General features: G+C 63.6%; 19 protein-coding genes and 1 tRNA gene. 17 read left to right on the top strand and 3 right to left on the bottom strand.

The genetic code is table 11. The features are described from left to right. Positions 1-2 precede the first annotated feature (2 nt). The 3 genes from BRSPCE3_RS30785 to BRSPCE3_RS30775 all read left to right on the top strand — a co-directional run bounded on the left by BRSPCE3_RS30785 (position 3) and on the right by BRSPCE3_RS30775 (position 2,813). Positions 3-1,232: a c-type cytochrome gene (locus BRSPCE3_RS30785; protein WP_244070145.1), complete on the top strand. Its 1,230-nt coding sequence runs from the start codon at positions 3-5 to the stop codon at positions 1,230-1,232. A gap of 36 nt (positions 1,233-1,268) precedes the next feature. Continuing rightward, on the top strand, positions 1,269-1,949 hold the full coding sequence (locus tag BRSPCE3_RS30780; protein ID WP_244070092.1) for a response regulator transcription factor: 681 nt from the start codon (positions 1,269-1,271) through the stop codon (positions 1,947-1,949). 90 nt (positions 1,950-2,039) lie between these two features. Continuing rightward, positions 2,040-2,813: a response regulator transcription factor gene (locus BRSPCE3_RS30775; RefSeq protein ID WP_244070091.1), complete on the top strand. Its 774-nt coding sequence runs from the start codon at positions 2,040-2,042 to the stop codon at positions 2,811-2,813. Here BRSPCE3_RS30775 and BRSPCE3_RS30770 read toward each other — a convergent pair. After that, positions 2,808-4,178 (bottom strand): hybrid sensor histidine kinase/response regulator, encoded by a 1,371-nt coding sequence (locus BRSPCE3_RS30770; protein WP_244070090.1) that lies wholly within the window; start codon positions 4,176-4,178, stop codon positions 2,808-2,810. The genes BRSPCE3_RS30775 and BRSPCE3_RS30770 overlap by 6 nt on opposite strands. Then, positions 4,175-5,347: an FIST N-terminal domain-containing protein gene (locus tag BRSPCE3_RS30765; RefSeq protein ID WP_244070089.1), complete on the bottom strand. Its 1,173-nt coding sequence runs from the start codon at positions 5,345-5,347 to the stop codon at positions 4,175-4,177. Before BRSPCE3_RS30765 ends, BRSPCE3_RS30770 begins: the two co-directional genes overlap by 4 nt. A gap of 466 nt (positions 5,348-5,813) precedes the next feature. On the opposite strand from BRSPCE3_RS30765, the gene BRSPCE3_RS30760 reads away from it, so the two are divergent. From BRSPCE3_RS30760 to BRSPCE3_RS30740, 5 genes are all read left to right on the top strand, one after another. Then, a complete protein-coding gene (locus BRSPCE3_RS30760; protein WP_244070088.1) occupies positions 5,814-7,847 on the top strand; it encodes a methyl-accepting chemotaxis protein in 2,034 nt (677 codons plus the stop codon). A 325-nt stretch (positions 7,848-8,172) separates the two neighbouring features. Next, a complete protein-coding gene (locus BRSPCE3_RS30755; protein ID WP_244070087.1) occupies positions 8,173-9,660 on the top strand; it encodes an MFS transporter in 1,488 nt (495 codons plus the stop codon). Between the two features lie 27 nt (positions 9,661-9,687). Further along, a complete protein-coding gene (gene otsB / locus BRSPCE3_RS30750; protein WP_244070144.1) occupies positions 9,688-10,494 on the top strand; it encodes a trehalose-phosphatase in 807 nt (268 codons plus the stop codon). 202 nt (positions 10,495-10,696) lie between these two features. Continuing rightward, a complete protein-coding gene (locus BRSPCE3_RS30745) occupies positions 10,697-12,148 on the top strand; it encodes a trehalose-6-phosphate synthase (protein WP_244070086.1) in 1,452 nt (483 codons plus the stop codon). Between the two features lie 385 nt (positions 12,149-12,533). Next, positions 12,534-12,623: transfer RNA gene (locus tag BRSPCE3_RS30740), tRNA-Ser, on the top strand. 262 nt (positions 12,624-12,885) lie between these two features. Here the strand turns inward: BRSPCE3_RS30740 and BRSPCE3_RS30735 are convergent. Further along, a complete protein-coding gene (locus BRSPCE3_RS30735) occupies positions 12,886-13,512 on the bottom strand; it encodes an Lrp/AsnC family transcriptional regulator (protein ID WP_244070085.1) in 627 nt (208 codons plus the stop codon). Positions 13,513-13,844: 332 nt separating this feature from the next. Here BRSPCE3_RS30735 and BRSPCE3_RS30730 point away from each other — a divergent pair, with 332 nt between their 5' ends. The 9 genes from BRSPCE3_RS30730 (at position 13,845) to BRSPCE3_RS30690 (ending at position 21,097) form a co-directional block, all read left to right on the top strand. After that, complete coding sequence (locus BRSPCE3_RS30730) at positions 13,845-14,195, top strand: VOC family protein (RefSeq protein ID WP_244070084.1); 351 nt, start codon at positions 13,845-13,847, stop codon at positions 14,193-14,195. A gap of 70 nt (positions 14,196-14,265) precedes the next feature. After that, a complete protein-coding gene (locus tag BRSPCE3_RS30725) occupies positions 14,266-14,775 on the top strand; it encodes a flavin reductase family protein (RefSeq protein ID WP_244070083.1) in 510 nt (169 codons plus the stop codon). 6 nt (positions 14,776-14,781) lie between these two features. Continuing rightward, positions 14,782-15,651, top strand: a complete 870-nt coding sequence (locus BRSPCE3_RS30720; protein ID WP_244070082.1) for a branched-chain amino acid ABC transporter permease — start codon at positions 14,782-14,784, stop codon at positions 15,649-15,651. Next, positions 15,635-16,666 (top strand): branched-chain amino acid ABC transporter permease, encoded by a 1,032-nt coding sequence (locus BRSPCE3_RS30715; protein WP_244070081.1) that lies wholly within the window; start codon positions 15,635-15,637, stop codon positions 16,664-16,666. Before BRSPCE3_RS30720 ends, BRSPCE3_RS30715 begins: the two co-directional genes overlap by 17 nt. Then, the gene (locus tag BRSPCE3_RS30710) at positions 16,663-17,388 is read left to right on the top strand and encodes an ABC transporter ATP-binding protein (protein ID WP_244070080.1); all 726 of its coding nucleotides are present in this window, start codon (positions 16,663-16,665) and stop codon (positions 17,386-17,388) included. Before BRSPCE3_RS30715 ends, BRSPCE3_RS30710 begins: the two co-directional genes overlap by 4 nt. Next, positions 17,381-18,100, top strand: a complete 720-nt coding sequence (locus BRSPCE3_RS30705) for an ABC transporter ATP-binding protein (RefSeq protein WP_244070079.1) — start codon at positions 17,381-17,383, stop codon at positions 18,098-18,100. Before BRSPCE3_RS30710 ends, BRSPCE3_RS30705 begins: the two co-directional genes overlap by 8 nt. 144 nt (positions 18,101-18,244) lie before the next feature. After that, the gene (locus tag BRSPCE3_RS30700) at positions 18,245-19,012 is read left to right on the top strand and encodes an enoyl-CoA hydratase/isomerase family protein (protein WP_244070078.1); all 768 of its coding nucleotides are present in this window, start codon (positions 18,245-18,247) and stop codon (positions 19,010-19,012) included. Then, complete coding sequence (locus BRSPCE3_RS30695; protein WP_244070077.1) at positions 19,013-19,780, top strand: creatininase family protein; 768 nt, start codon at positions 19,013-19,015, stop codon at positions 19,778-19,780. It begins immediately after the preceding gene. 186 nt (positions 19,781-19,966) lie between these two features. Next, a complete protein-coding gene (locus BRSPCE3_RS30690) occupies positions 19,967-21,097 on the top strand; it encodes an LLM class flavin-dependent oxidoreductase (RefSeq protein ID WP_244070076.1) in 1,131 nt (376 codons plus the stop codon). Positions 21,098-21,111: the final 14 nt, after the last annotated feature.

Genomic DNA, 21,111 nt, shown 5'->3' with positions numbered 1-21,111 from the left:
CCGTGTCCTGCATCGCCCGAAACGAACTGCGCACCGCCTCGCGCAACACCCGGTTGGACCGTGCAATCCGGACCGTGCTGCTCTCCGCTCTGCTGATGGCGCCGGCGCTGATGGTGCCGGCCTTGGCGGCCGGCGCCGACGAGACCAAACCGCCGCTGCGGCTCTGCGCCGACCCGACCAACCTGCCGTTCTCGAGCGACGACCCGGGCAAGCCCGGTCTCTATCTCGAGATCGGCCAGGCGGTGGCGCAAAAGCTCGGCCGGACGGTGAGCACCAACTGGTACAAATCCTATTTCGGCAAGCGCACCGTGCGCGAGACGCTGCTGAGCAAGCAGTGCGATGCCATGGTTGGCCTGCCGCTGATCGACGATTTCATGGGCCCGGCGGTGATCTTCTCGAAGCCGATCGCCCATGAAGGCTATGCGCTGGTCGGCGCCAGGGATCGCGCGAAGGATCGCAAGCTTGCCGGCATCGACGACCTCAAGGGGTTGCGGGTTGCGGTGCAATATCAATCGACGCCGCAGAATCTGCTGGCGCTGCGCGACGACATCGAGAAGGTCACCGTGCTCAGCCCGGAGGAGGGCATGGCGGCCCTCGAGCAGGGCAAGGTCGACATCGCCTTCATCTGGGCGCCGGTAGCGGGCTGGCTGAACAAGACCATCTACGGCGACAAGTACCAGATCGTGTCGACCGAGGGCGACGGCCTGCTCTGGGCCACCGCGATCGGCTTCGCCAAGGCATCCGGCGCGCTGCGCGATGAGGTCGACGGTGTGCTGCCGGCGCTGCAGCCGGAGATTTCGGCGCTGTTCGCCAAGTATGGGGTACCGAACGGCGCACCGGTGAAATTCGGCGAGGCGGACCGGGCGACGACGTCGTCGGTCGGGGCGAGCGAGCCCGTCACGGTCGGGCAGGCGGCCGCGGCCGAGAAACCGGTTCAGACCGCCGCAGCCAAGGGAGATACCAAGGGAGATACCAAGGCCGGGCGCGAGGTCTTCAACGGCACCTGCGCCCATTGCCATGGTCCTGATGCGGTGCAGGCCGAGCGAAAGATCGATCTCAGGCTGCTCAAGAAGCGCTATGCTGACGACATGGAACAGACATTCTGGAAGACGGTTCATGACGGGCGGCCGGCCAAGGGCATGCCGGCCTGGAAGGACGTCTTCAGCGACGACGAGCTCAGAAACGTATATGCGTATCTGCAGAGTGTGCAGGATACCGGCGGATCGAACTAGCCGCGGCCAACGGCGAACAGCAGTGCGAGGGTCCTCATGATGGGGTTCCTGATCATCGACGATCACCCCCTGTTCGGGGAGGCGCTTGGCAATGCCATCCGCATCTCGCATCCCGATGCGCGGATCTATGAGGCCACCTCGATCAAGGGGGCGCTTGGCATCCTCGCCAGCGAGCCGAATATCGACCTCGCGCTGCTCGATCTGCTGCTGCCCGACGTGGTCGGCTTCTCTGGCTTCCAGAAGATCAGGGATCGCTATCCGCGGCTGCCGATCGCCATCGTCTCCAGTGAGGAGGACAAGCGCACCATCCGCGAGGCGCTGGAAATGGGCGCGGTCGGCTATCTGCCGAAATCGACCTCGCTCGGCGAGCTGTCGCAGGCGATCGCGCGCGTGCTGAGCGGATCGGTGTCGGCGCCGCGCGATTTCGTCGCAGTTGGCGCGCTGGATCAGTCCGAGACCGCGCGCACGCTGCGCGAGCGGATCCAGAAGCTGACGCCGCAGCAAATCCGCGTGCTGCATTTGATTATCCGCGGCCTGCAGAACCGCGAGATCGCCTCCGAGCTGAAGCTCGCGGAATCCACGGTGAAGGCGCACGTGACCGAGATCCTGCGCAAGCTGAAGCTGTTCAGCCGCAACAAGGCGATCATCGAGCTTGGCAAGATTCCGCTTCCGGTTCTCGAAACCAGCTCGGCTGCGAAGGCGGAGAAGGCGCCTTAGCTTGCTGCATCGCGAGGCGGTTGCATTGACTATCCGCCTATAGGCTGCCGCTCAGCTTTGAGATAACGTCGTGCATATATAATGGCTGTCATGAGCGATCCGAGGGAGGACGGCGCAGCATTGACCACGACCGCGCCCCTGGCGGATGAGCCGCCGCTCGGCAAGGCGGGTGCGCCTCGACTGCTGATCGTCGAGGACCACCCGCTGTTTCGTGCCGCCCTGATCGGCGTGATCGAGGCCGAATTTCCCGATGCCGAGGTGTTGCAGGCGACGTCGATCGACGGTGCGCTGGACGTCATCGCCGCGCGCGATGGCCTCGATCTGATCCTGCTCGACCTGTCGATGCCGGGAACCACGGGCCTGCTCGGCGCCTACCGGGTACGCGCCGCAGCGCCACGCAGCGCGCTGGTCATCGTGTCGGCGCATGATGATTCCCGGATCGTCGGCGGCGCGATCTCGCTCGGCATTTCCGGCTACATCCCGAAGTCGACGCCGAAGGTCGAGCTGGCCCGGCTGTTGCGCGGCATCCTGGAAGGCGCGGTGTGCCTGCCGACGCGCTTCCGCGATACCGCCGCCGCGCGGAAGGCGCAGGCCGAGACCAAGCAGCTGATCCAGCAGCTCGGCCAGTTCACGGCGCAGCAGCTTCGCGTGCTCGACATGATCTGCCACGGCTTGCAGAACAAGCACATCGCCTATGAACTCGATATCTCCGTGACCACCGTAAAGGTGCATGTCTCGGAAATCCTGCGCAAGCTCGGCGTGCGCAGCCGGACCGAAGCCATCATCGCGCTGTCGAAGCTCGACTTCGGCAAGCACGACCATGCGCCGGTGACGGCCTCGCCGCCGCATGGCGCGGAATCATAGCCGCGCAGACTGCTCAGCCGCGAGCAGGAACGACAGCAGCGAGCGCATCTCGGCCGGCTTGATCGGTTTCTTCAGCAGTTCATGGCCGAACGCCGAGACGTCGGAGGCGGCCTTGGCCGAGTAATCGGCGGTCACGATGATCGCCGGGACCTTGGCGTTGATCTCGCCGCGGATCACATCGACGGCCTGGATGCCGGTCTCGCCATTGTCGAGATGCAGATCGGCGATGATGGCGTCGGGAATGCCGTCCAGCGCGTGGATGCGTTCGAGCGCCTCGGTCTTGGAGATCGTCACCGCGACGTCGCAGCCCCATTTCTCCAGCAGATGCGCGAGACCTTCGGCGCTCGAGAGATCGTTCTCGATCAGCAGGATCTTCGCACCCTCCATGCCGCCATAGCGATAGTCGACGCTGGCCTGTTCGCGCACCGGGATTGCAACCGGATCGAGCGTACGGGGCACGGTGACCGAGAACACCGAGCCCTTGCCGGCGCGTGAATTCAGCCGGATGTCGTGGCCGAGCAGATCGGCAAACCGGCGCACGATCGAAAGGCCGAGCCCGATGCCTGCCTTGTCGCCGGCGCTGGTCTCGCCACGCTGAAACTCGACGAAGATCGCCTCGCGCTGGGCTTCCGGGATACCCGGTCCGGTGTCGTGCACCTCGATGCAGATGTCGTTGCCCTTGAGGCGGCACCCCATCAGCACGGTGCCGCGCTGGGTGTAACGCAACGCGTTGGCGACGAGGTTCTGCAGGATCCGGCGCAGCATCAGCGGATCGGAGCGCACCACCGCCGACGTCGGCATGATCTTGAAGCCGAGGTTGCGCTTGGCGGCGGTTGCCACAAACTCGTGCTCAAGCGGCTCGAACAGCGAGGCGATGGCGACCGGACCGAATTCGGGCCTCAGCACGCCGGCATCGAGTTTCGAGATGTCGAGCAGCGTCCGCAGCATGTCTTCCAGCGTCGCCAGCGAACGGTCGATCTGATCGGTCAGCGCGCCGCTCTTGGACCCGCTCGCCATTTCAGCGAGTGCGGACAGCGTCAGCCGTGCCGCATTGAGCGGCTGCAACAGGTCGTGCGTCACCGAAACCAGCACCGATGATTTCAGCGAGCTTGCCGCTTCGGCCTGCTGCTTGGCCTGCAGCAGGCGCCCGTTGGTCTTCTCCAGCGATTGCAGCGCCTGCTTGAGCTGCTGGGTGCGGTCGCGCACTTGCTGATCGAGCGCGATCGCGGTCTCGAACAGCGAGAAGGCGTTGAGCTGCTGGTCGGTCGAACGTTCGACGCGCGACATCAGCGCCGCGTTGATCTTGCGCAGCTTCTCGGCTTCGCGTTCGAGCGCCGCAATGCGCGTGGTCTTGCTGTCGGTCATTGCGGCGCGATCGCCCGCTTGCCGATCGCGATGCCGGTCAGCGTCTGGTTGACATGCATGGAGCGATACTGCTCGCCATAGGTCTGGAAGCCAATCACTTTGTTGCGGCGATAGAGCTCCGACATCTCCCGCGACAGCTGGCGCTGCTCGACATCGAGCCGGCGCAGCACGCATTCGAAGCCGATGAACATCGAGACCTCGCCGAGATCCTCGGTCAGCTCCTTGAGCAGGCGGCTGGTCACGTCGATCGGGTCGCGCTCGCGCGCCACCGTCAGCACCATGCCCTCGTCGATCGCGCAGAAGAATTGCAGCGATCCGTCCGGATTGGTGCGCTGGATCGAGCGCGCGTAATAGGCGCCGCCGACGCGGACCAGGACCGGATGCGCGGCAAAGGAGAACAGTTCGAGCTTGCTGTCGCTGAGGCCGACGGCGCGGGAATATTCCAGCGCGGCCGGCTCGGCATTCAATTCCTTGACGATGCGGTGCTCGATGTCGGCCTCGGTCACCACCATCTTGGTCGATGTCGGTTCGAAATGGTCGCACTTGAAGGTGCGGAACGGCAGCCGGGTCCTGATCAGGATCAGGACCGCGGCATCGGTAAAGGCCTCGCCGCCATGGAAGACCCAGGACTTCTCGAAGCGCAGGCCGTCGCCGGCGGAGCCGCCGACCACCGGGATGTCGCCGAGCGATGCATAGATCGCCGACATGATGGTCTCCTCACGCTGGCACATGCCGTCGATGAAGAGCAGCCCGAAGGAATCCTCGGTGTGATCGCAATGCTCGGTGCGTTGCGCGAACTCGCCCTGCAACTCGGTGCAGATGGCGCGGCCATGATCGACCCGAAACGTCGCGAGATCGAACAGCGGGCGGGCCGCGATGACGAAATCCGCCGCGCTGAAGCCCATCGCGACCACGCTGTCCTCGTCCCAGCCGCCGGGCGACAATTCGCCGGCCGTGGTGCAGCCGAAGATCGGAACGTCGGGCATCCGATCGGACAGTTGGGCGATGAACGCCTGCGGGTCATAGAACGGCGACACGAACACCACGAGCATGGCGAGATCAGCGGCCGCCAGCTGGCGCGCGATCTCGTCGGCTGCCTCCCGCGGCCCGTCGGTCTTTGCCTGCACCACGACGATACTGTCGGTGGCGCTGCCGTTCTGCTTCGCCAAAGGCGTTCTCCCTGACCAGACTTTTTGCTGTTCTTGGCGCGGCCTGTCGTGACAGCGCGGGTCGTAAGGGCATACGGGCCATGCCGCGTTTGGTTGCGGTCAGGCCTGCCTTTAATAGTCTAGGTCGTGAGGGGGAATGTCATTGGCCGGGTCAGTTCACCGGCAGCTACGCTCGCCGCAGGCGCCAACGGCGCCGTTCGACGCGATGACATGGGACACCTCCCGATGTGTTGTCCTGGCCCGGGCAGGGACAGGTTTGATCGGTTCTAAACTATCGGGCAGGACCCGCGCGTCAATCACCTTACCGACCCAGCCAGCCCGACCAAGGTAGTAGCGTGCCGAACCCGGTGGCGGCTGCCCATTTACCGGGCCTTATTGATTTTGCCTTAGTTTTGCCCTCCGGGGTCTGAGGTGGCGGGTCGCTGCCGGACCCCGCGTGGTTTTCAGAATGAAGACGGGGGTGGGAATGCCGGGACTCAAGCGATCGCTGTCGATCAGGCTCCCAACCCTCAGATTCCGCGCCAAGATCATGCTCGGCTTTGCCGTCACCTTGGCCCTGTCGGCTGCCACCATGGGCTTTGCCTATATGGGCTTCGAGCGGGTCTCCGCCGGCGTCGGCTCCTACCGCCAGAGCGTCGCGGAAGCCGATCTCGCCCGCAACATCGATCGTGAACTGATCTCCTACCGTTCGCTGGCACGCTATTACGTCGGGACCGGCAAGGAGGACGACGCCAAGGCCGCGCTCGCCGCCGAGGCCAGCCTGAAGGACGCCATCGTGGCGTCGATGAAGGGCACCACCAATCCGGCCCGGCTCGAGCAGGTCACCAGGCTGGAGCGCGAATTCCGCGCCTTCACCAAGATCTTTGCCGAGATCGTCCGCATCAAGGACGACAGCGCGCAGACCGCGCAGAACAAACTGGTCCGCAGCGCGACCGCGATGCGCTACAAGCTCGACGATCTGCCGAGCAATGCCGACGACTCCGAGCTGCAGTCGATCCAGTTTGGCGCCAAGAAGGTGTCCGACCAGCTGCAGTCGATCACCGGGGCGGTCAACACCTTCGTCGTCAACGGCGACAAGACCGTCGCCTCCAGCGCGCTGGCCCGGTTGAAATTCGCCGATAATCTGGTGAAGGGAATCACCTCGCAGAACGAGCGGATCACCCAGGGTGTGAAGGACATCGCCGGCCTGCTCGAAGAGTACCGCGAGGCGCTCGCCAAGCTGATCGCGAATGCCAAGTCGATCGACGAATTGACCGTCGAGATGACGGAATCCGCGGCCGCCATCAGCCAGGGCGCCGCGGCGATGAAGTCCGATTTGCTCGCCGACCAGAAGCGGCTCGAGACCGAATCGCACGCCATGATCGGCGAGACCGAGCAGCTGATCCTGATGCTCGCCGCGGGCAGCTTCGTGCTCGGACTGGTGTGGGCGTTCCTGCTCGGCAAGGGGATTTCGCGGCCGATCGCGGCGATGTGCGCGGCGATGCGCGAGCTCGCTGCAGGCAATTTCGATGTCGTGCTGCCGGGCCTCGGCCGTCGCGACGAGCTCGGCGAGATGGCCGGCGCGGTCGAGGAGTTCAAGGTCCAGGCGGTCGCCAAGGCCGAGCGCGATGCCGCGACCCAGGAGGCGCAGAACAAGGCGAGCGCCACCGCGCGGCGCAACGAGCTCATTCGTTTCGCCGACGAATTCGAATCCGCCGTCGGCTCGATCGTCTCCAACGTGTCGGCGTCCGCCGTGCAGCTCGAATCCGCAGCCGGTACGCTGACCCGGACCGCGGAGACCACGCAGAACCTGTCGAGCCAGGTCGCCGGCGCCTCCGAGGAGGCCTCCAGCAACATGCAGTCGGTGGCATCAGCGACCGAGGAGCTGTCGGCGTCGGTCGACGAGATCGGCCGCCGCGCCAAGGAATCCAGCCAGATCGCCGACTCAGCCGTGCGTCAGGCCGAGCAGACCGATGCGCGGATCGGCAAGCTCTCGCGCGCCGCGCAGGAGATCGGTGACGTCGTCAAGCTGATTACCGCGATCGCCGAGCAGACCAACCTCCTGGCGCTGAACGCCACCATCGAAGCCGCGCGCGCCGGCGATGCCGGCCGCGGCTTCGCGGTGGTCGCATCGGAAGTGAAGTCGCTGGCGAGCCAGACCGCGAAGGCCACCGACGAGATTTCCACCCACATTTCGGGCATGCAGGCCGCGACGCAGGAATCGGTCGCCGCGATCAAGGAGATCGGCGGCACGATCGGGCAGATCTCCGGGATCGCGACCAATATCGCGAGCTCGGTCGAGCAGCAGAGCGCGGCCACGCAGGAGATCGCGCGCAGCGTGCAGAACGTCGCACAGGGCACCCAGGAAGCCGCCTCCAGCGTCACCCAGGTCAATCGCGGCGCCACCGAGACCGGGGCCGCCTCCGAAGAGGTGCTGAATTCGGCACGTTCGCTGTCGGTCGAGAGTTCGCGGCTGCGCGAGGAGCTCGACCGCTTCATGGCGAACATCCGCGCGGCGTAAGCGGACGCGTTGGTCTCTCCATCATCGTCGTCCCGGCGCAGGCCGGGACCCATAACCACCGCTGGTCGTTGGTGTATGGACAACTAGCCGCTTGCCCCTTCCGATGGCCGCGGCGTATGGGTCCCGGCCTGCGCCGGGACGACAACAACAATTCCGCTCGAAGTGTTTTCAGTGGCCCGGCGATTGTCCCCGCCGTCCCGCATCGCGGGAACCCTTGCCGGCCTGCGGCGTTGATATCGCGTGGCGGGCACTCTGTTTGCCGCAATCCTAGGAGGGAGAACCTTGGAACGTATCGTTCCAGGGATTTTCTCATTGGTCGATTCGGATGAACTTGCAGCAAGTGAGCTCTGCGACAGCGACAGACAAGACCGCGTCGCCGGCTGCGCAGAGCGGCGACCGCGTCATCGAGACCTCGATTCCGGTTCGTCTCGACAATCTCAGCTGGAGCGGCTTTCACACCCGTGTCGTGCTGGCGCTCGGCATTACTTGGATTCTCGACGGGCTCGAAGTGACGCTCGCCGGCGCGCTGTCGGGTGCCCTGAAGGAGAGCCCGACGATGAGCTTCTCCAACGCCGATGTCGGGCTTGCCAGCAGCGCCTATCTCGCGGGCGCAGTGCTCGGCGCGCTCGGCTTCGGTTGGCTCACCGACCGGATCGGCCGCAAGAAGCTGTTCTTCATCACGCTCGCGCTGTATCTCTCGGCAACGGCCGCGACCGCGCTGTCGTGGAATGTCGCGAGCTACGCGCTGTTTCGCTTCCTCACCGGCGCCGGCATCGGCGGCGAATACACCGCGATCAATTCGACCATCCAGGAACTGGTACCGGCGCGCTATCGCGGCTGGACCGATCTCGTCATCAACGGCAGCTTCTGGATCGGCGCCGCGATCGGTGCGCTGAGCGCCATCGTCCTGCTCGATCCTGCGTTCCTGGCGCCGGATCATGGCTGGCGGATTGCCTATTTCACCGGAGCGGTGCTCGGCCTTGTCGTGTTGCTGATGCGGATGTGGATTCCGGAAAGCCCGCGCTGGCTGATGATCCACGGACGCCCCGAACAGGCTCACAAGATCGTCGCCGACATCGAGACCTCAGTGCTCGGTCACGAACAGCCGAGCGAGGGCTTCGAGAAGATCAAGCTCCGGATGCGCGATCACACGCCATTGCGCGAGGTCGCGGTGACGCTGTTCTCCACCTACCGGCAGCGCTCGCTGGTCGGGCTCACGCTGATGGCCGCGCAAGCATTCTTCTACAATGCGATCTTCTTCACTTTCGCGCTGATCCTGACCGATTTCTTCGGCGTCGCCGCCAGCAATGTCGGCTGGTACATTCTTCCCTTCGCCGCCGGAAATTTCCTGGGGCCGCTGCTGCTCGGACGCTTGTTCGACACAGTGGGCCGCCGCACCATGATCGCGCTGACCTACGGCGTGTCGGGTGTGCTGCTTGCGGTGTCCGGCTATCTGTTCTCGATCGGCGTGTTCAGCGCGCAGACCCAGACCATCGCCTGGATGGTGATCTTCTTCTTCGCCTCGCCGGCGGCGAGCGCCGCCTATCTGACCGTGAGCGAGACGTTTCCGCTGGAGGTCCGCGCGCTCGCGATCGCGGTCTTCTATGCTGTCGGCACCGGCATCGGCGGCGTGATCGGACCGGCGCTGTTCGGCGTGCTGATCGACACCGGTTCGCGCAACAGCGTGTTCGCCGGCTACCTGCTGGGGTCGGCACTCATGTTGGTCGCCGCAGCCGTTGCATGGCGCTATGCCGTCGCGGCCGAACGAAAATCGCTCGAATCTGTCGCACGGCCATTGGCATTTGTGGAGTAAACTATGACGAAGCATGATGTGGCCGAAATGCCCCTGGATGATGACATCACCCCTGACGCGACGACCGGCAGCGTGCCGGCGCCGGCAGCGCTGATTCCACCGCTGGATCGCACTGCGGTGCTGCTCGATATCGATGGCACGCTGCTCGATTTCGCGCCGACGCCGCGCGAGGTCTGGGTACCGCCGGAGCTGGCGACGACGCTGAAGCAATTGCATGAGCGCACCGGTGGTGCGCTGGCGCTGGTCTCTGGCCGGTCGCTCAACGACATCGACCTGATCTTCGCGCCGGACACGTTTCCTGCGATTGGCGGCCACGGCGCCGAGATGCGGCTGCAGCCGGACAGCGAGGCGGTCGCCGCGCACGCGCCGCCGCTCGACAAGGAATTGAAGCGCCGCCTTGCTGCGATCGCCAAGCTCAGTCCCGGCATTCTGCTCGAGGACAAGGGCTATTCGCTGGCGCTGCATTATCGGCTGGCACCGGCCGCGGAGAAGGCGATCTATGAAGCGGTGTCGCTGATCCGCGCCGAGCTGCCGAATGCGCCGATCGAGGTGCTGCCAGGCAAGAGCGTCTGCGAGATCAAGCATTCCGGCTTCACCAAGGCGACCGGCGTGCTCGAGCTGATGACCCATGAACCGTTCAAGGGACGTCGCCCGTTCTTCATCGGCGACGACGTCACCGATGAGACGGTGTTTGCGATCATGCCTGATTTCAACGGTCTCGCATTCTCCGTCGGCCGCCGCGCGATCGGCGTCGCCGGGCATTTCGACGGGCCGAGCGATGTGCGTGCATTCCTTGCGCAGCTGCTCGACGATAGGGACGTCAGTCTGTCCTAACCAAATCATCTGCATCGCGTCGAATCGAATGCGGTTGTTTCGCGTCGTGAGCAGCTGTTCGCGCGAATTTTTCTTTTTCGCGAGTTCCCGCAAGTTCCTTAAGCGCGCGCCAGAATTTGGTTTCAATTTGGAGATTGTTTGATCCGGAACCATCTTGATGAATGGTTGTTAATACGCGAGTTGACCAACAGGAGGGGACCTGGTGAACCTCGTCGTCGTATCGAACCGCGTCTCGCGCGGAAAACCCAATGAACCCATGACGGGGGGGCTGGCTGCGGCATTGTTGCCGGTGGTGGAAAAGACAGGGGCAATATGGGTTGGTTCCAGCGGACGTGTCCGCGACGGGAACCACAAGGAACCTTTTGCAGAAGTCGAAGCTCTCGGCGCGGGCGCGCTGGCGATGCTCGATCTGCCGGCGGCGCATTACGGCGGCTATTACGAAGGCTTTGCAAATTCCGCGCTGTGGCCGGCGATGCATTCGCGCGCCGATCTGATTCGCGCCTCGCACGATGACTACACGAGCTATCGCGAAGTGAATGCGTTCATGGCGCGCGCATTGCTGCGCTTCCGCAAGCCTGATTCCGTGTTCTGGATCCAGGACTATCATTTTCTCGCGCTCGGTGCCGAGCTGCGCGATCTCGGCGTCACGCAGCCGATCGGCTTCTTCCTGCACACGCCGTGGCCGGCGCGCGCGGTGATCGCGGGCGTGCCCAATCATCGCGAGCTGATCGAGGCGATGCTGTCCTATGACCTGATCGGCTTCCAGACCGACGAGGATTGCGAGAACTTCCTGAGCTATGTGCAGAACGATCTCGCGTTCGAGGTGCGCGACGGCGTCGTCAATTCGCCGTTCGGCCGCACCCGTGCCGCGGTGTTCCCGATCGGCATCGATCCCGGCAAGTTCGCGCAGCAAGCCACCAAGGCGATGACGCATCCCGACGTGACGCGGCTGCGGCGCAGCCTCAACGGCGAGAAGCTCGCGATCGGCGTCGATCGGCTCGACTATTCCAAGGGGCTCGTCAATCGCATCAAGGCGTTCGACAAGATGTGGACGCTGCACCCGGCGCTGAAACGTTCGGTGTCGCTGCTGCAGATCGCAACGCCGTCGCGCGGCGCGATCGAGGCCTACGGCAATCTCGCGAGCGAGGTGGCGAAGCTCGTCACCGACGTCAACGGCGTGCATGGCGAGGTGGACTGGACCCCGATCCGCTACCTCAACAAGGGCTTTGGCCAGGGCGTGCTCGCGGGGCTCTATCGCACCGCGCAGGTCGGCGTCGTGACGCCGCTGCAGGACGGCATGAACCTCGTCGCCAAGGAATACGTCGCAGCCCAGAATCCGGCCGACCCCGGCGTGCTGGTGCTGTCGAAATTCGCCGGCGCGGCGAACGAGCTCGACGCCGCGCTGCTGGTCAATCCGCACGACATTGACGGCATGGCGCGCACCCTCGCAACGGCGCTCGCGATGCCGCTGACCGAGCGACGGATGCGCTGGGAAGCGATGATGGAGAAGCTCAACGGCGGCACCATCCAGCAATGGTTCGCCGACTTCATCGAGGCGCTGCAGGATACGCATGGTGCGGGAAACGCGGCGCTGCCGGAGCCACCGACCCTGTGGCCGCGCCGCACCGCGGATTTTGCCGCACGCTATCACTGAGCGAGCAGCGATCGCATGGCGGGATGGGCAAGGCGCACGGCGTTGTGCCTGCCTACGGTGTCATCACCCGCGCATTTGGAGGCTTGTGCCGTTTGGGCAAATCGGCGGCATGGGCCGCGACACGCGACCTGCCCGTCATTCCCAAGCTGCGGAGGTTTACGCGCTTGGGAATGACGAAGGGCGGGTCGTTCGGCTGTCGGGATTGATTTGCGCCGGTCTCTGACCGGCTACGGGCCAAAACCGCGCGCGACAGCCAGCAAAACTGCGACGCGCGACTGATGCCGTGGCCAATTTACCTAATATTTTCAATCTATTGGGGAAATTTAGCGCGCCGACCGCGCGCTCCCTTGCAAAATGCGGCTGAGCCCTTCAAGAGAAGCCTCCCGGAGAGATGGCCGAGTGGCTTAAGGCGCACGCTTGGAAAGCGTGTGTGCGGGAAACCGTACCGTGGGTTCGAATCCCACTCTCTCCGCCATTTGTACGATCGTACACGCCAGGCTACGATTTCGCGCGATCCGCAGGGACCCGCCAAGATGGCCAGGTGGCGACCGCTGGCACGGCGAGAACGACCGTGCATCCATGCCACGAGGCCGAGCTGAAGCGATTGCCTGAGCCGCCCCGACGTGTTCGATGCTCGCACCGGAGAACACCTTGCCGAACCCTGAAGGGGGACACGCTGCCCCTGGGAAAGGTGCGGCCGCTATCGGGGCCCGGAACCAACAAGGGCTGCCCGGTCGCTAGAAGCTGGCCGCATTGTGGTCGAGCGCGCGCGACGTCTCGATGCACATGCCGCCGTCGATCCGCGCCTGGACGGCTGGGTCGTAGTGTGGCGTTGCCAGCCTCTCGGTGCGCCTGGCAGCCGGACCGGGTGACTTGATTTGAACAGGTTGATTGGAGTCGATAGGCAGTACCGTCTTGTGAGAAATTCGCTTCAACGCCAGGTTCGACCGAATGCTGGTCACGCCTTGTATGCGTGAGAGCTTGTTGACGATGAGGTCTTCAAGCGCGTCGATGTCGGACACCATCACGCGCAGAAGATAATCGCTGTCGCCGGTCATCAGGTAACATTCCATCACCTGGCTGAGGCGATCGACTGCGCGCGTGAAATTCTCAAGTGAGAGCTGGACCTGCTTCTCGAGCTTGACCTGGATGAACGCGGTCACGCCGATCCCGACGACTGCCGGATCCAGCACGGCAATTCGCCGATCGATCACCCCGAGTTTCTCGAGCGTGCGGACGCGGGCGAGGCAAGGCGACGGTGAGAGGTTGACGCGCGAGGCAAGCTCGACATTGGTCAAGCCGGCGTTCTGCTGCAGTTCATTCAGAATCTTGATGTCGATCCTGTCCAGAGCGGTCGTCGTCATTTCGATTTCTCCCTGGCAAGCTGTGGCTTCATCGAGGCCCGGTCCCGCGCGTTATCTCGCGCGGTGACATCTCCATGACAGCGATGCTAGCCGCAGTCGCGACCGTGGGAATTTCGACAAAACGACGACTTGTATCGAAAAACGGTCAATCTCCCCGCGGCTGGTGAGCAACGACACCAAGGCCGCCATGTCCCGGCACAAAATGCTGCGCGACGACGGGCGCGGCCGATTGTTCGAGCATTAATGCCGGGCAAGCGGCGTGACTATCGCGCGACGATCGAAGTCTGCGGAGATCGTGGATCGACGGCCCATTCGGAATCGGGAGCGAGAAAGTGAAGCTCAAGCACGTCTATCTGACTGCCGTCGAGCCCGAAGAGCTGGCGGGGTTCTACGAAGCCCTCGGATTGACGATCCGCTTTGCCGACCGCGACAAATGGATTCAATTCGCAGGAGAGAAGGCCGCTCTCTGTGTCGCGAGCCCGGCGGAATCCGTATCTGAACCAACCCGCAATGCCGTCCTCGTCTTCGAGGTGGATGACCTCGAACTGGCTCTCGATCGCGCGCGGGCGCAAGGGGCTGAGGTGCTTGGCGACATCAGGGACATGGGCGCCCATGGCCGGGTCGCCCATCTCAAGGACCCTCAGCACAACACGATCCAGCTCTTTCAGGCCGCGGCCATGTAGGCCGCAAATCACCCGACAACTTCGGCTCCATGTATCAGGGCAATCCACCATGAACCTCCGAGTCTCTCCCATGCCCAGTCAGCAAATCCCGGCGTTCAGCAGCGCGGAGTTCCGCAGCGCCATGCGCAACGTCCCGGGCGCCGTGTCGATCGTGACGACCGGCGCGCGGCCGGGCAGGCACGGTCTGACATTGACGGCCGGTTGCTCGGTGTCGACCGAGCCATCGAGCGTGCTCGTTTGCGTCAACAAGTCGGCCGGCGCTCACGATACGATCAAGCAGAGCGGATCGTTCTGCTGGAATATCCTCACCTCGGATCACGCTGCGCTGGCTCAGAAATTCGCAGGCCAGGACGGAAGCAAGGGCGACATTCGCTTCAGCGAAGGCCTGTGGCGCGAACTCGCGACGGGCGCGCCGAGTCTCGTCGAGGCGATCTGCAGCTTTGATTGCCGCGTGTCCGATTCATACGACGCCGGCAGTCACACGATCTTCGTCGGCGAGGTGGTCGCGCAGGCGACGAACGCCGACCGCGAACCTCTCGTCTACGTGAACGGCGAATTCACCGTGCCCAAGCGCCGGTAACCATCCATGCTGTCACTCTGGCTCAATGTTCTCGCGAGTGGCGTCTTGCTCGGTCTGGTCTACGGGCTCGTGGCGCTCGGTCTGACGATCATCTTTGGCGTCATGCGGGTCGTCAATTTCGCGCACGGTGAGATGGTCGTGTTCGGCGTCTACATCGGTTATTGGGCCGTCCGCCTCTGGGCCGTTCCGGTCATCGTCGCGGCGGCGGTCGCGGCGGTCGTGATGTTCGTCTTCGGATATCTCCTGGAGACCCTGCTCGTGAAGCGGTTCGTCAACCGGCCGCATCATTACCAATTCATCGTCTTCATCGGCCTGTCGCTGCTCTTCACCGGCGTGTTGCTGGTGACGTTCGGGCCGGATCCGCGTCCCACCGCCTCGCAGCTGTCGTTTCACACCGTATCGCTCGGCCCCGTGACGCTGGATCTGGCGAGGCTGCAGGCAGCGGCAACCGCAGGCCTGCTCATCACGCTGTTGGGGGCCTATCTCAAGTTTTCATCGTTCGGCCGGTCGTTGCGGGCGGCCGCGGACAACCGGTTGGGCGGCCTGGTCGTCGGCTTGAACATCCCTCGAGTCTATGCGGTGACCTTCGGCATCGGCGCGGCCTGCGCGGGTGTCGCCGGCGCGTTGATATCTCCCCTGTTCGACGCGCAACCCTATCTGGCCGTCGACTTCACCCTGCTGGCGTTCGTGACGGTGATCGTCGGCGGTCTCGGCAGCTTCAGCGGCGCGCTGTTGGGCGGCCTGCTGATCGGCGTCGCTGAGGCAATTGCAGCGCTGACATTCTCGCCGTCGATGAAGACGGCGCTGCCTTATGCGCTCCTGATCATTATTCTGATTTTCCGTCCGAGAGGTTTTTTTGGTGCAAAAGAGATTTGAAGGGGCGCCCGACATCAAGCCGTGGCTTGCCGGAGCAATGGTCTTCGCCATCCTTGCCGTGGCCGGCGCCCTGGCAAATCCGTACCTGATCTCGTTGATGACGATCGTGTTGCTGTTCACGTTCCTCGGCCAATCCTGGAATCTGATGCTGGGGATCGGCGGGCAACTGTCGATCGGTCATGCCCTCTTTGTCGCCCTTGGAGCCTATTCAGTCGCCGTGCTCGACGTGAAGTACGGTATCTCTCCGTGGATCGGCCTCCTGCTTGGCATGTTCATCGCCGGATGTGCCGGCGCGGTGCTGGCGTGGCTGAGCTTCCGGTTCGAAGTGCGTGGAATCTATTTCGCGCTGCTGACGATCGCCGCCGCCGAATTCGCCAGGATCATGTTCAGCGGCTGGGAATTCGTTGGCGCCATGCAGGGGCTGTTCTTTCCCGCGCCGACGAATGCGATCGAGTTCGCGATGCTGCGGGGCGATGCGCGCTTCTATTACTTTGTCGCGCTAGCCCTGGCGGCACTCGGCATCGTGGGAACCGAGCTGATCTCGCGATCGTATCTCGGATATGTCTGGCGAGCGATGCGAGACGACGAGCAGGCTGCGCGCGCGCTCGGCGTCCGCACATTCCGGCATAAGATCCTCGTGATCGCGATATCGGCGGCGACCGCGGCGGTGGGTGGCGGAATTCTGGCGCTGGTGCAGGGATCGATCTTCCCGGATTCGATCATGGGCATGGGGCCCTCCGTCGACGTCCTGATCGGGCCCGTGGTCGGCGGGCTGGGCACGACGTTTGGTCCGCTGGTCGGGTCGCTTGCGGCCATACCCCTGAACCATCTGATGGGTGCGCTCGGCGACAGTCTCCGGATCCCGGGACTGAACAATATTGCCTACGGCATCGTGCTGGTGCTGGTCGTCTGGTTCCTGCCCGACGGCATCTGGCCGGCGATGGTGCGGCTCTCCAAGGCAATCCGGCCGCCGTCCCGGGTCTGGCTGCCGCAACCGAGGAAGGCCGAAGAATGACCGCCTTGCTCGATGTGAAGCAGCTCTCCAAATCGTTCGGCGGATTGGTCGCGGTGAACAATGTCAGCTTCGCACTGGAAGCCGGACGTATCACCGCGCTGATCGGGCCGAACGGCGCGGGGAAGACCACCTGCTTCAATCTCGTTGCGGGCGCCTTGCGGCCGACCGGTGGGCAGGTGTTCTTCGAGGGGCGCCCGATCGAGAACACGCCACCCGAACTTGTCTGCAGGATGGGTATTGCGCGGACATTTCAGATCGTGCGGCCGATGCGCGATATGTCCGTGCTCGAGAACGCCATGGTCGGCGCCTTCAGCTGGACCACGAATGTCAACGAGGCCAGGTCGACGGCATACGAGTCGCTCGAAAGCGTTGGGCTTGCCGGCAAGGCCGATGCGCGGACGGACCAGCTGACGCTGCCGGATCGGAAAATGCTGGAAGCCGCCAAGGCGCTGTCCACCCGACCCAAGCTGCTGCTGCTCGACGAGGTGATGGCGGGCCTCCGCCCCACCGAAGCCGCTGGCGTTGTTCGCGTATTGCAGAGGCTCGCCGAAGCCGGACTGACGATCCTGCTCGTCGAGCACGTCATGCGGATCGTGATGGAGGTCGCCTCGCGTGTCGTGGTGCTTCATCACGGCGCCAAGATCGCCGAAGGAAGCCCCAGCGAGGTGGCCATGGACCCGAGGGTGCTTGAGAGCTATCTGGGAGCGGGTTTCCATGCGTGACGGGGCGCTGCTATCGATCGACGGCCTTTGTGTCGCCTACGACGGCTCGAATGCCCTGAACGGTGTCTCCCTGCAGATCTGCAAGGGCGAGTTGATCTGTGTCATCGGTGCGAACGGTGCAGGGAAGACCTCGCTGATCAGATCGATTGCAGGAATCGTTCCATCTTCGGCCGGCGTCGTGAAGATGAACGGCGTCGATATCACTGGTATGCCGCCGTGGGAGATCTGCGAGCGCGGCATTGCGCAGGTCGCCGAAGGCCGGCAGATCTTTGGAAGCCTTTCAGTCGAAGAGAATTTACTGTTGGGGGCAGCGCTGAAGCGCGCGAAGACCACTCAGCTCGAGACGCTGGACGTTGTCTATCGATTGTTTGAGAGGCTGCGGGAGCGCAGGCGGCAGCTTGCCGGGACGCTGTCGGGCGGCGAGCAGCAGATGCTGGCCATCGGACGCGCGATGATGGCGAAGCCCGAAATCGTCATGTTCGACGAGCCGTCGATCGGTCTCTCGCCCGCGCTGACGGACGTGATGTTCGGCGTCGTGAGGTCCTTGCACGAGCAGGGGATCACCGTGCTGCTGGTCGAGCAGAACGTCGCGAAATCCCTGGCGTTGAGCAATCGCGGCTACGTCTTGGAGAACGGCTCGATCGTGCTGCACGGGCCGAGCGGTGAATTGTTGAGCAACGCCGAGATCCAACGCGCATATCTTGGAATGTAGTTGATCCGCCCGGCGCGGAACCCGGACAACATCAAGCAGATCGTGCTGCGATCCCGTGCCGCAGCGGCGATTTGTGCCGACGGGCGCCGATGCCGATGCGCTGTATGGCAACCAATTCCGTGGCGCGCCACATAGGCTGCTCCCATGGAGAACGACGATCCCCTTCTCGTCGAGCGCGACCTCGACATGGTCACGATGACCATGAACCGGCCGCCGGCGAATGCCTTGAACAATGGACTGGTCAAGCGCTTGCTGGACGCGATTCGCGAGCTGTCCGCTCACGCGTCACCACCGGGTATCGTCCTGACCGGCGCAGGCGATCGCTTCTTCAGCGCGGGTGGCGACATCAAGGAAGTCGCCGGCATCGAGGTTTCCCGACCCCGCATGCGGGACTTCCACGCGCTTCTGTGCGAGATGGAGCGATATCCGGGCCCGCTCGTATGTGCCGTCCGCGGTTATGCGGTCGGAGGTGCGCTGGAATTCCTGCTGTACGCCGATTACGTCGTCGCGGACCACGCCTGCATGGTCGGGTTTCCCGAGATCAACCACGGTCTCCTGCCTGCGGCCAAGGGAATGCGGCAAGCCGTTCGGAAGCTGGGGATTCGGGAAGCGCAGGCATTGCTTTACTGCGGTGAGCTGGTCGATGCGCGGAAAGCGCTCGTCATCGGAGCGGTCAGCGAGGTCACAACCACCGAGAATGTGCTGGTCCGTGCCGTGGAGATCTGCCGGCAGCTTCGTGGGAAGGAACCGAAGCTCTTCGCTGCCATCAAGCGTTCGTTGAACTTGACCGGGCAGATGGATGACGCTTCGCTTGAGGCGATGACGATCGAAGATCTCGGCGCCTATTTGACCGGCGATAGCTCGGCAGATGCACGCGCCCGCTTCCTGTCGAAGAATGCAAGGAAGGCATGAATGGCTGAACTGACGTCCCCTGAAGAAATCCGCCTGGAGCTCATGAGCTTCGAGGCGGTGTCGGCCGCCCTGGCTCGGGGATATTCGACGGTCTTGATACCGTGCGGCGCTGTCGAGCAGCATGGGCCGCATCTTCCGCTGTGCATGGATGCCGATCACGCGGAGGCGCTCGCGGCAAAACTGGCGCGGCTCTTCGGCTCTGCCCTGATCGCTCCGACAATCAAGGTCGGCTGTTCGGCCCACCATCTTGTCTTTCCCGGGACGATCTCCCTTCGACCGGAGACGTTCGAGGCCATCTGCCTGGACTACTGCACAAGTCTTGCCCGGCATGGTTTCAGGCGGATCCTGTTGTTCTCCGGACATATCGGAAACTTTCCTGTCCTGCGTGACATGCTTCCGCGGTTGCGGCGTGCAGTTCCGCCAAACGTCGAGATCGACGCGTTCTGCGACGCAATTGCCTGGATCGACCGGTGGCGAAGCGCCGTCGGGGATGCCGGCGGCGACCCCGATGCGGTCGGCGGGCACGCCGACATCGCGGAGACCTCGCTGATGATGTGGCTCCGTCCCGATAGCGTGCGGCTGGACCGGTTCGAAGCAGGGTACCGCGGCGCGCTGTCTGAAGAGCAGCTTCAGTCCATGTGGAGGAATGGCATCAAGTCGATCACGCACAACGGGATCATCGGTGATCCGCATGGATCGACCGCAGAGATCGGCGCGCAGTGTCTCGAGGCGATCGCGGATCTCCTGGTGACCTCGTTTGGTCGATGAGCCCGCGCCGGCGACGCCTCTACCGCGGGAAGCCGCAAGCTGCGGCGTTGGCCGGGACAAGAGTTGATCCACCCGCCGACAGCACAAAATTTGGAAAGTTACGCAGCCCCGACGAACATTCAGACGAAAATGTTGCTGCCTCTGTGAAACTCTCTGCCATCACGAATTCCCAGAGGATTTTGGAAGATGGCACTTTCGTTCGGGTTCTGGTCGGAGCAGGAGACCCAGGTCGGGCAGAGCTACGCGCGCCGGCTCCATGAACTGGTAGACGAGGTCCGCCTCGCGGAAAAGATGGGGTTCGACTGCGTCGCGCTGTCCGAGCAGCACGTCGCGCTCGGCGGCATCTCGAGCTCGGCCCCTGAGGTAGTCTACGGTTACCTTGCCGCGGTGACATCACGCGTGAAGCTGCGATCCGCAGTCACCCTGATGCCGCAGAAGATCAATCACGCCTTGCGCTCGGCGGAACGGCTGGCCGTCACCGATATTCTGTCGCATGGCCGCATGGAGTTCTACGCCGGTCGTGCCAACACGACCATCGCGATGCGCGCCTTCAACGTCGACCCGAATGAAACGCTCCCGCAAATGGAAGAAGGGCTCGCGCTCCTCAAGAAATCGATGCGCGAGGATATCTTCACCTTCGAAGGCAAGTATTACCAGGTTCCGCCGCGAATGCTGGTCCCGAAGCCGCTTCAGAAGCCCCATCCAGTGATCGGCATCGCTGCCACGAGTGAACGGAGCCATGGCTGGGCCGGCTCCGAAGGGTTCGCTGTGCTGAGCAGCAACATCTACCAAGGGTGGGACTATCAGGCCAAGCTGATCAACACCTACCGTCGAGCCTGGAAGCGTGACGAGCTTGGTCCGCTCGATCGCTCTCGCATCGGCCTTCCGCTGTTCTTTGGCATCGGTCCCACGGACCAGAAGGCGAAGGAAGACTACGCCGAACCTCTGATGCACTACGCCCGGATAGCGACCGACGCTTATCCCCGCCTGGCGAAGCTCTCCGGTGACTACGCCTACATGAGCGAGAGCCAGCCGGCGGCACAACGTGCCGGAAAGGATTGGGACTATCTGCTCAACGAATCGGCGACCACCGTTTGCGGGAGTCCGGACACCGTCATCCGTCAGCTCGAGAAGTTCGAGGCATTGGGTATCGATGAAGTCCTGCTTCATCTCGATTCGGTGAACCATGAGAAGATCATGGAAGCGATCGAAATGTGCGGCCGCTACGTGATCCCGCACTTCAATGACAAGAACAATGTCGTGCGACCCACCGAAGAAATCCTCGACAAGATTCGGGCGATGCGGCCGCAGAAATAAACTCAAGGAAAGCA

Origin of the sequence: Bradyrhizobium sp. Ce-3 (genome assembly GCF_022835695.1) — a bacterium.
Taxonomy (GTDB): domain Bacteria; phylum Pseudomonadota; class Alphaproteobacteria; order Rhizobiales; family Xanthobacteraceae; genus Bradyrhizobium.
The sequence above is the reverse complement of the archived record's forward strand: the minus strand, read 5'-3'. Positions and strand labels throughout refer to the sequence as shown.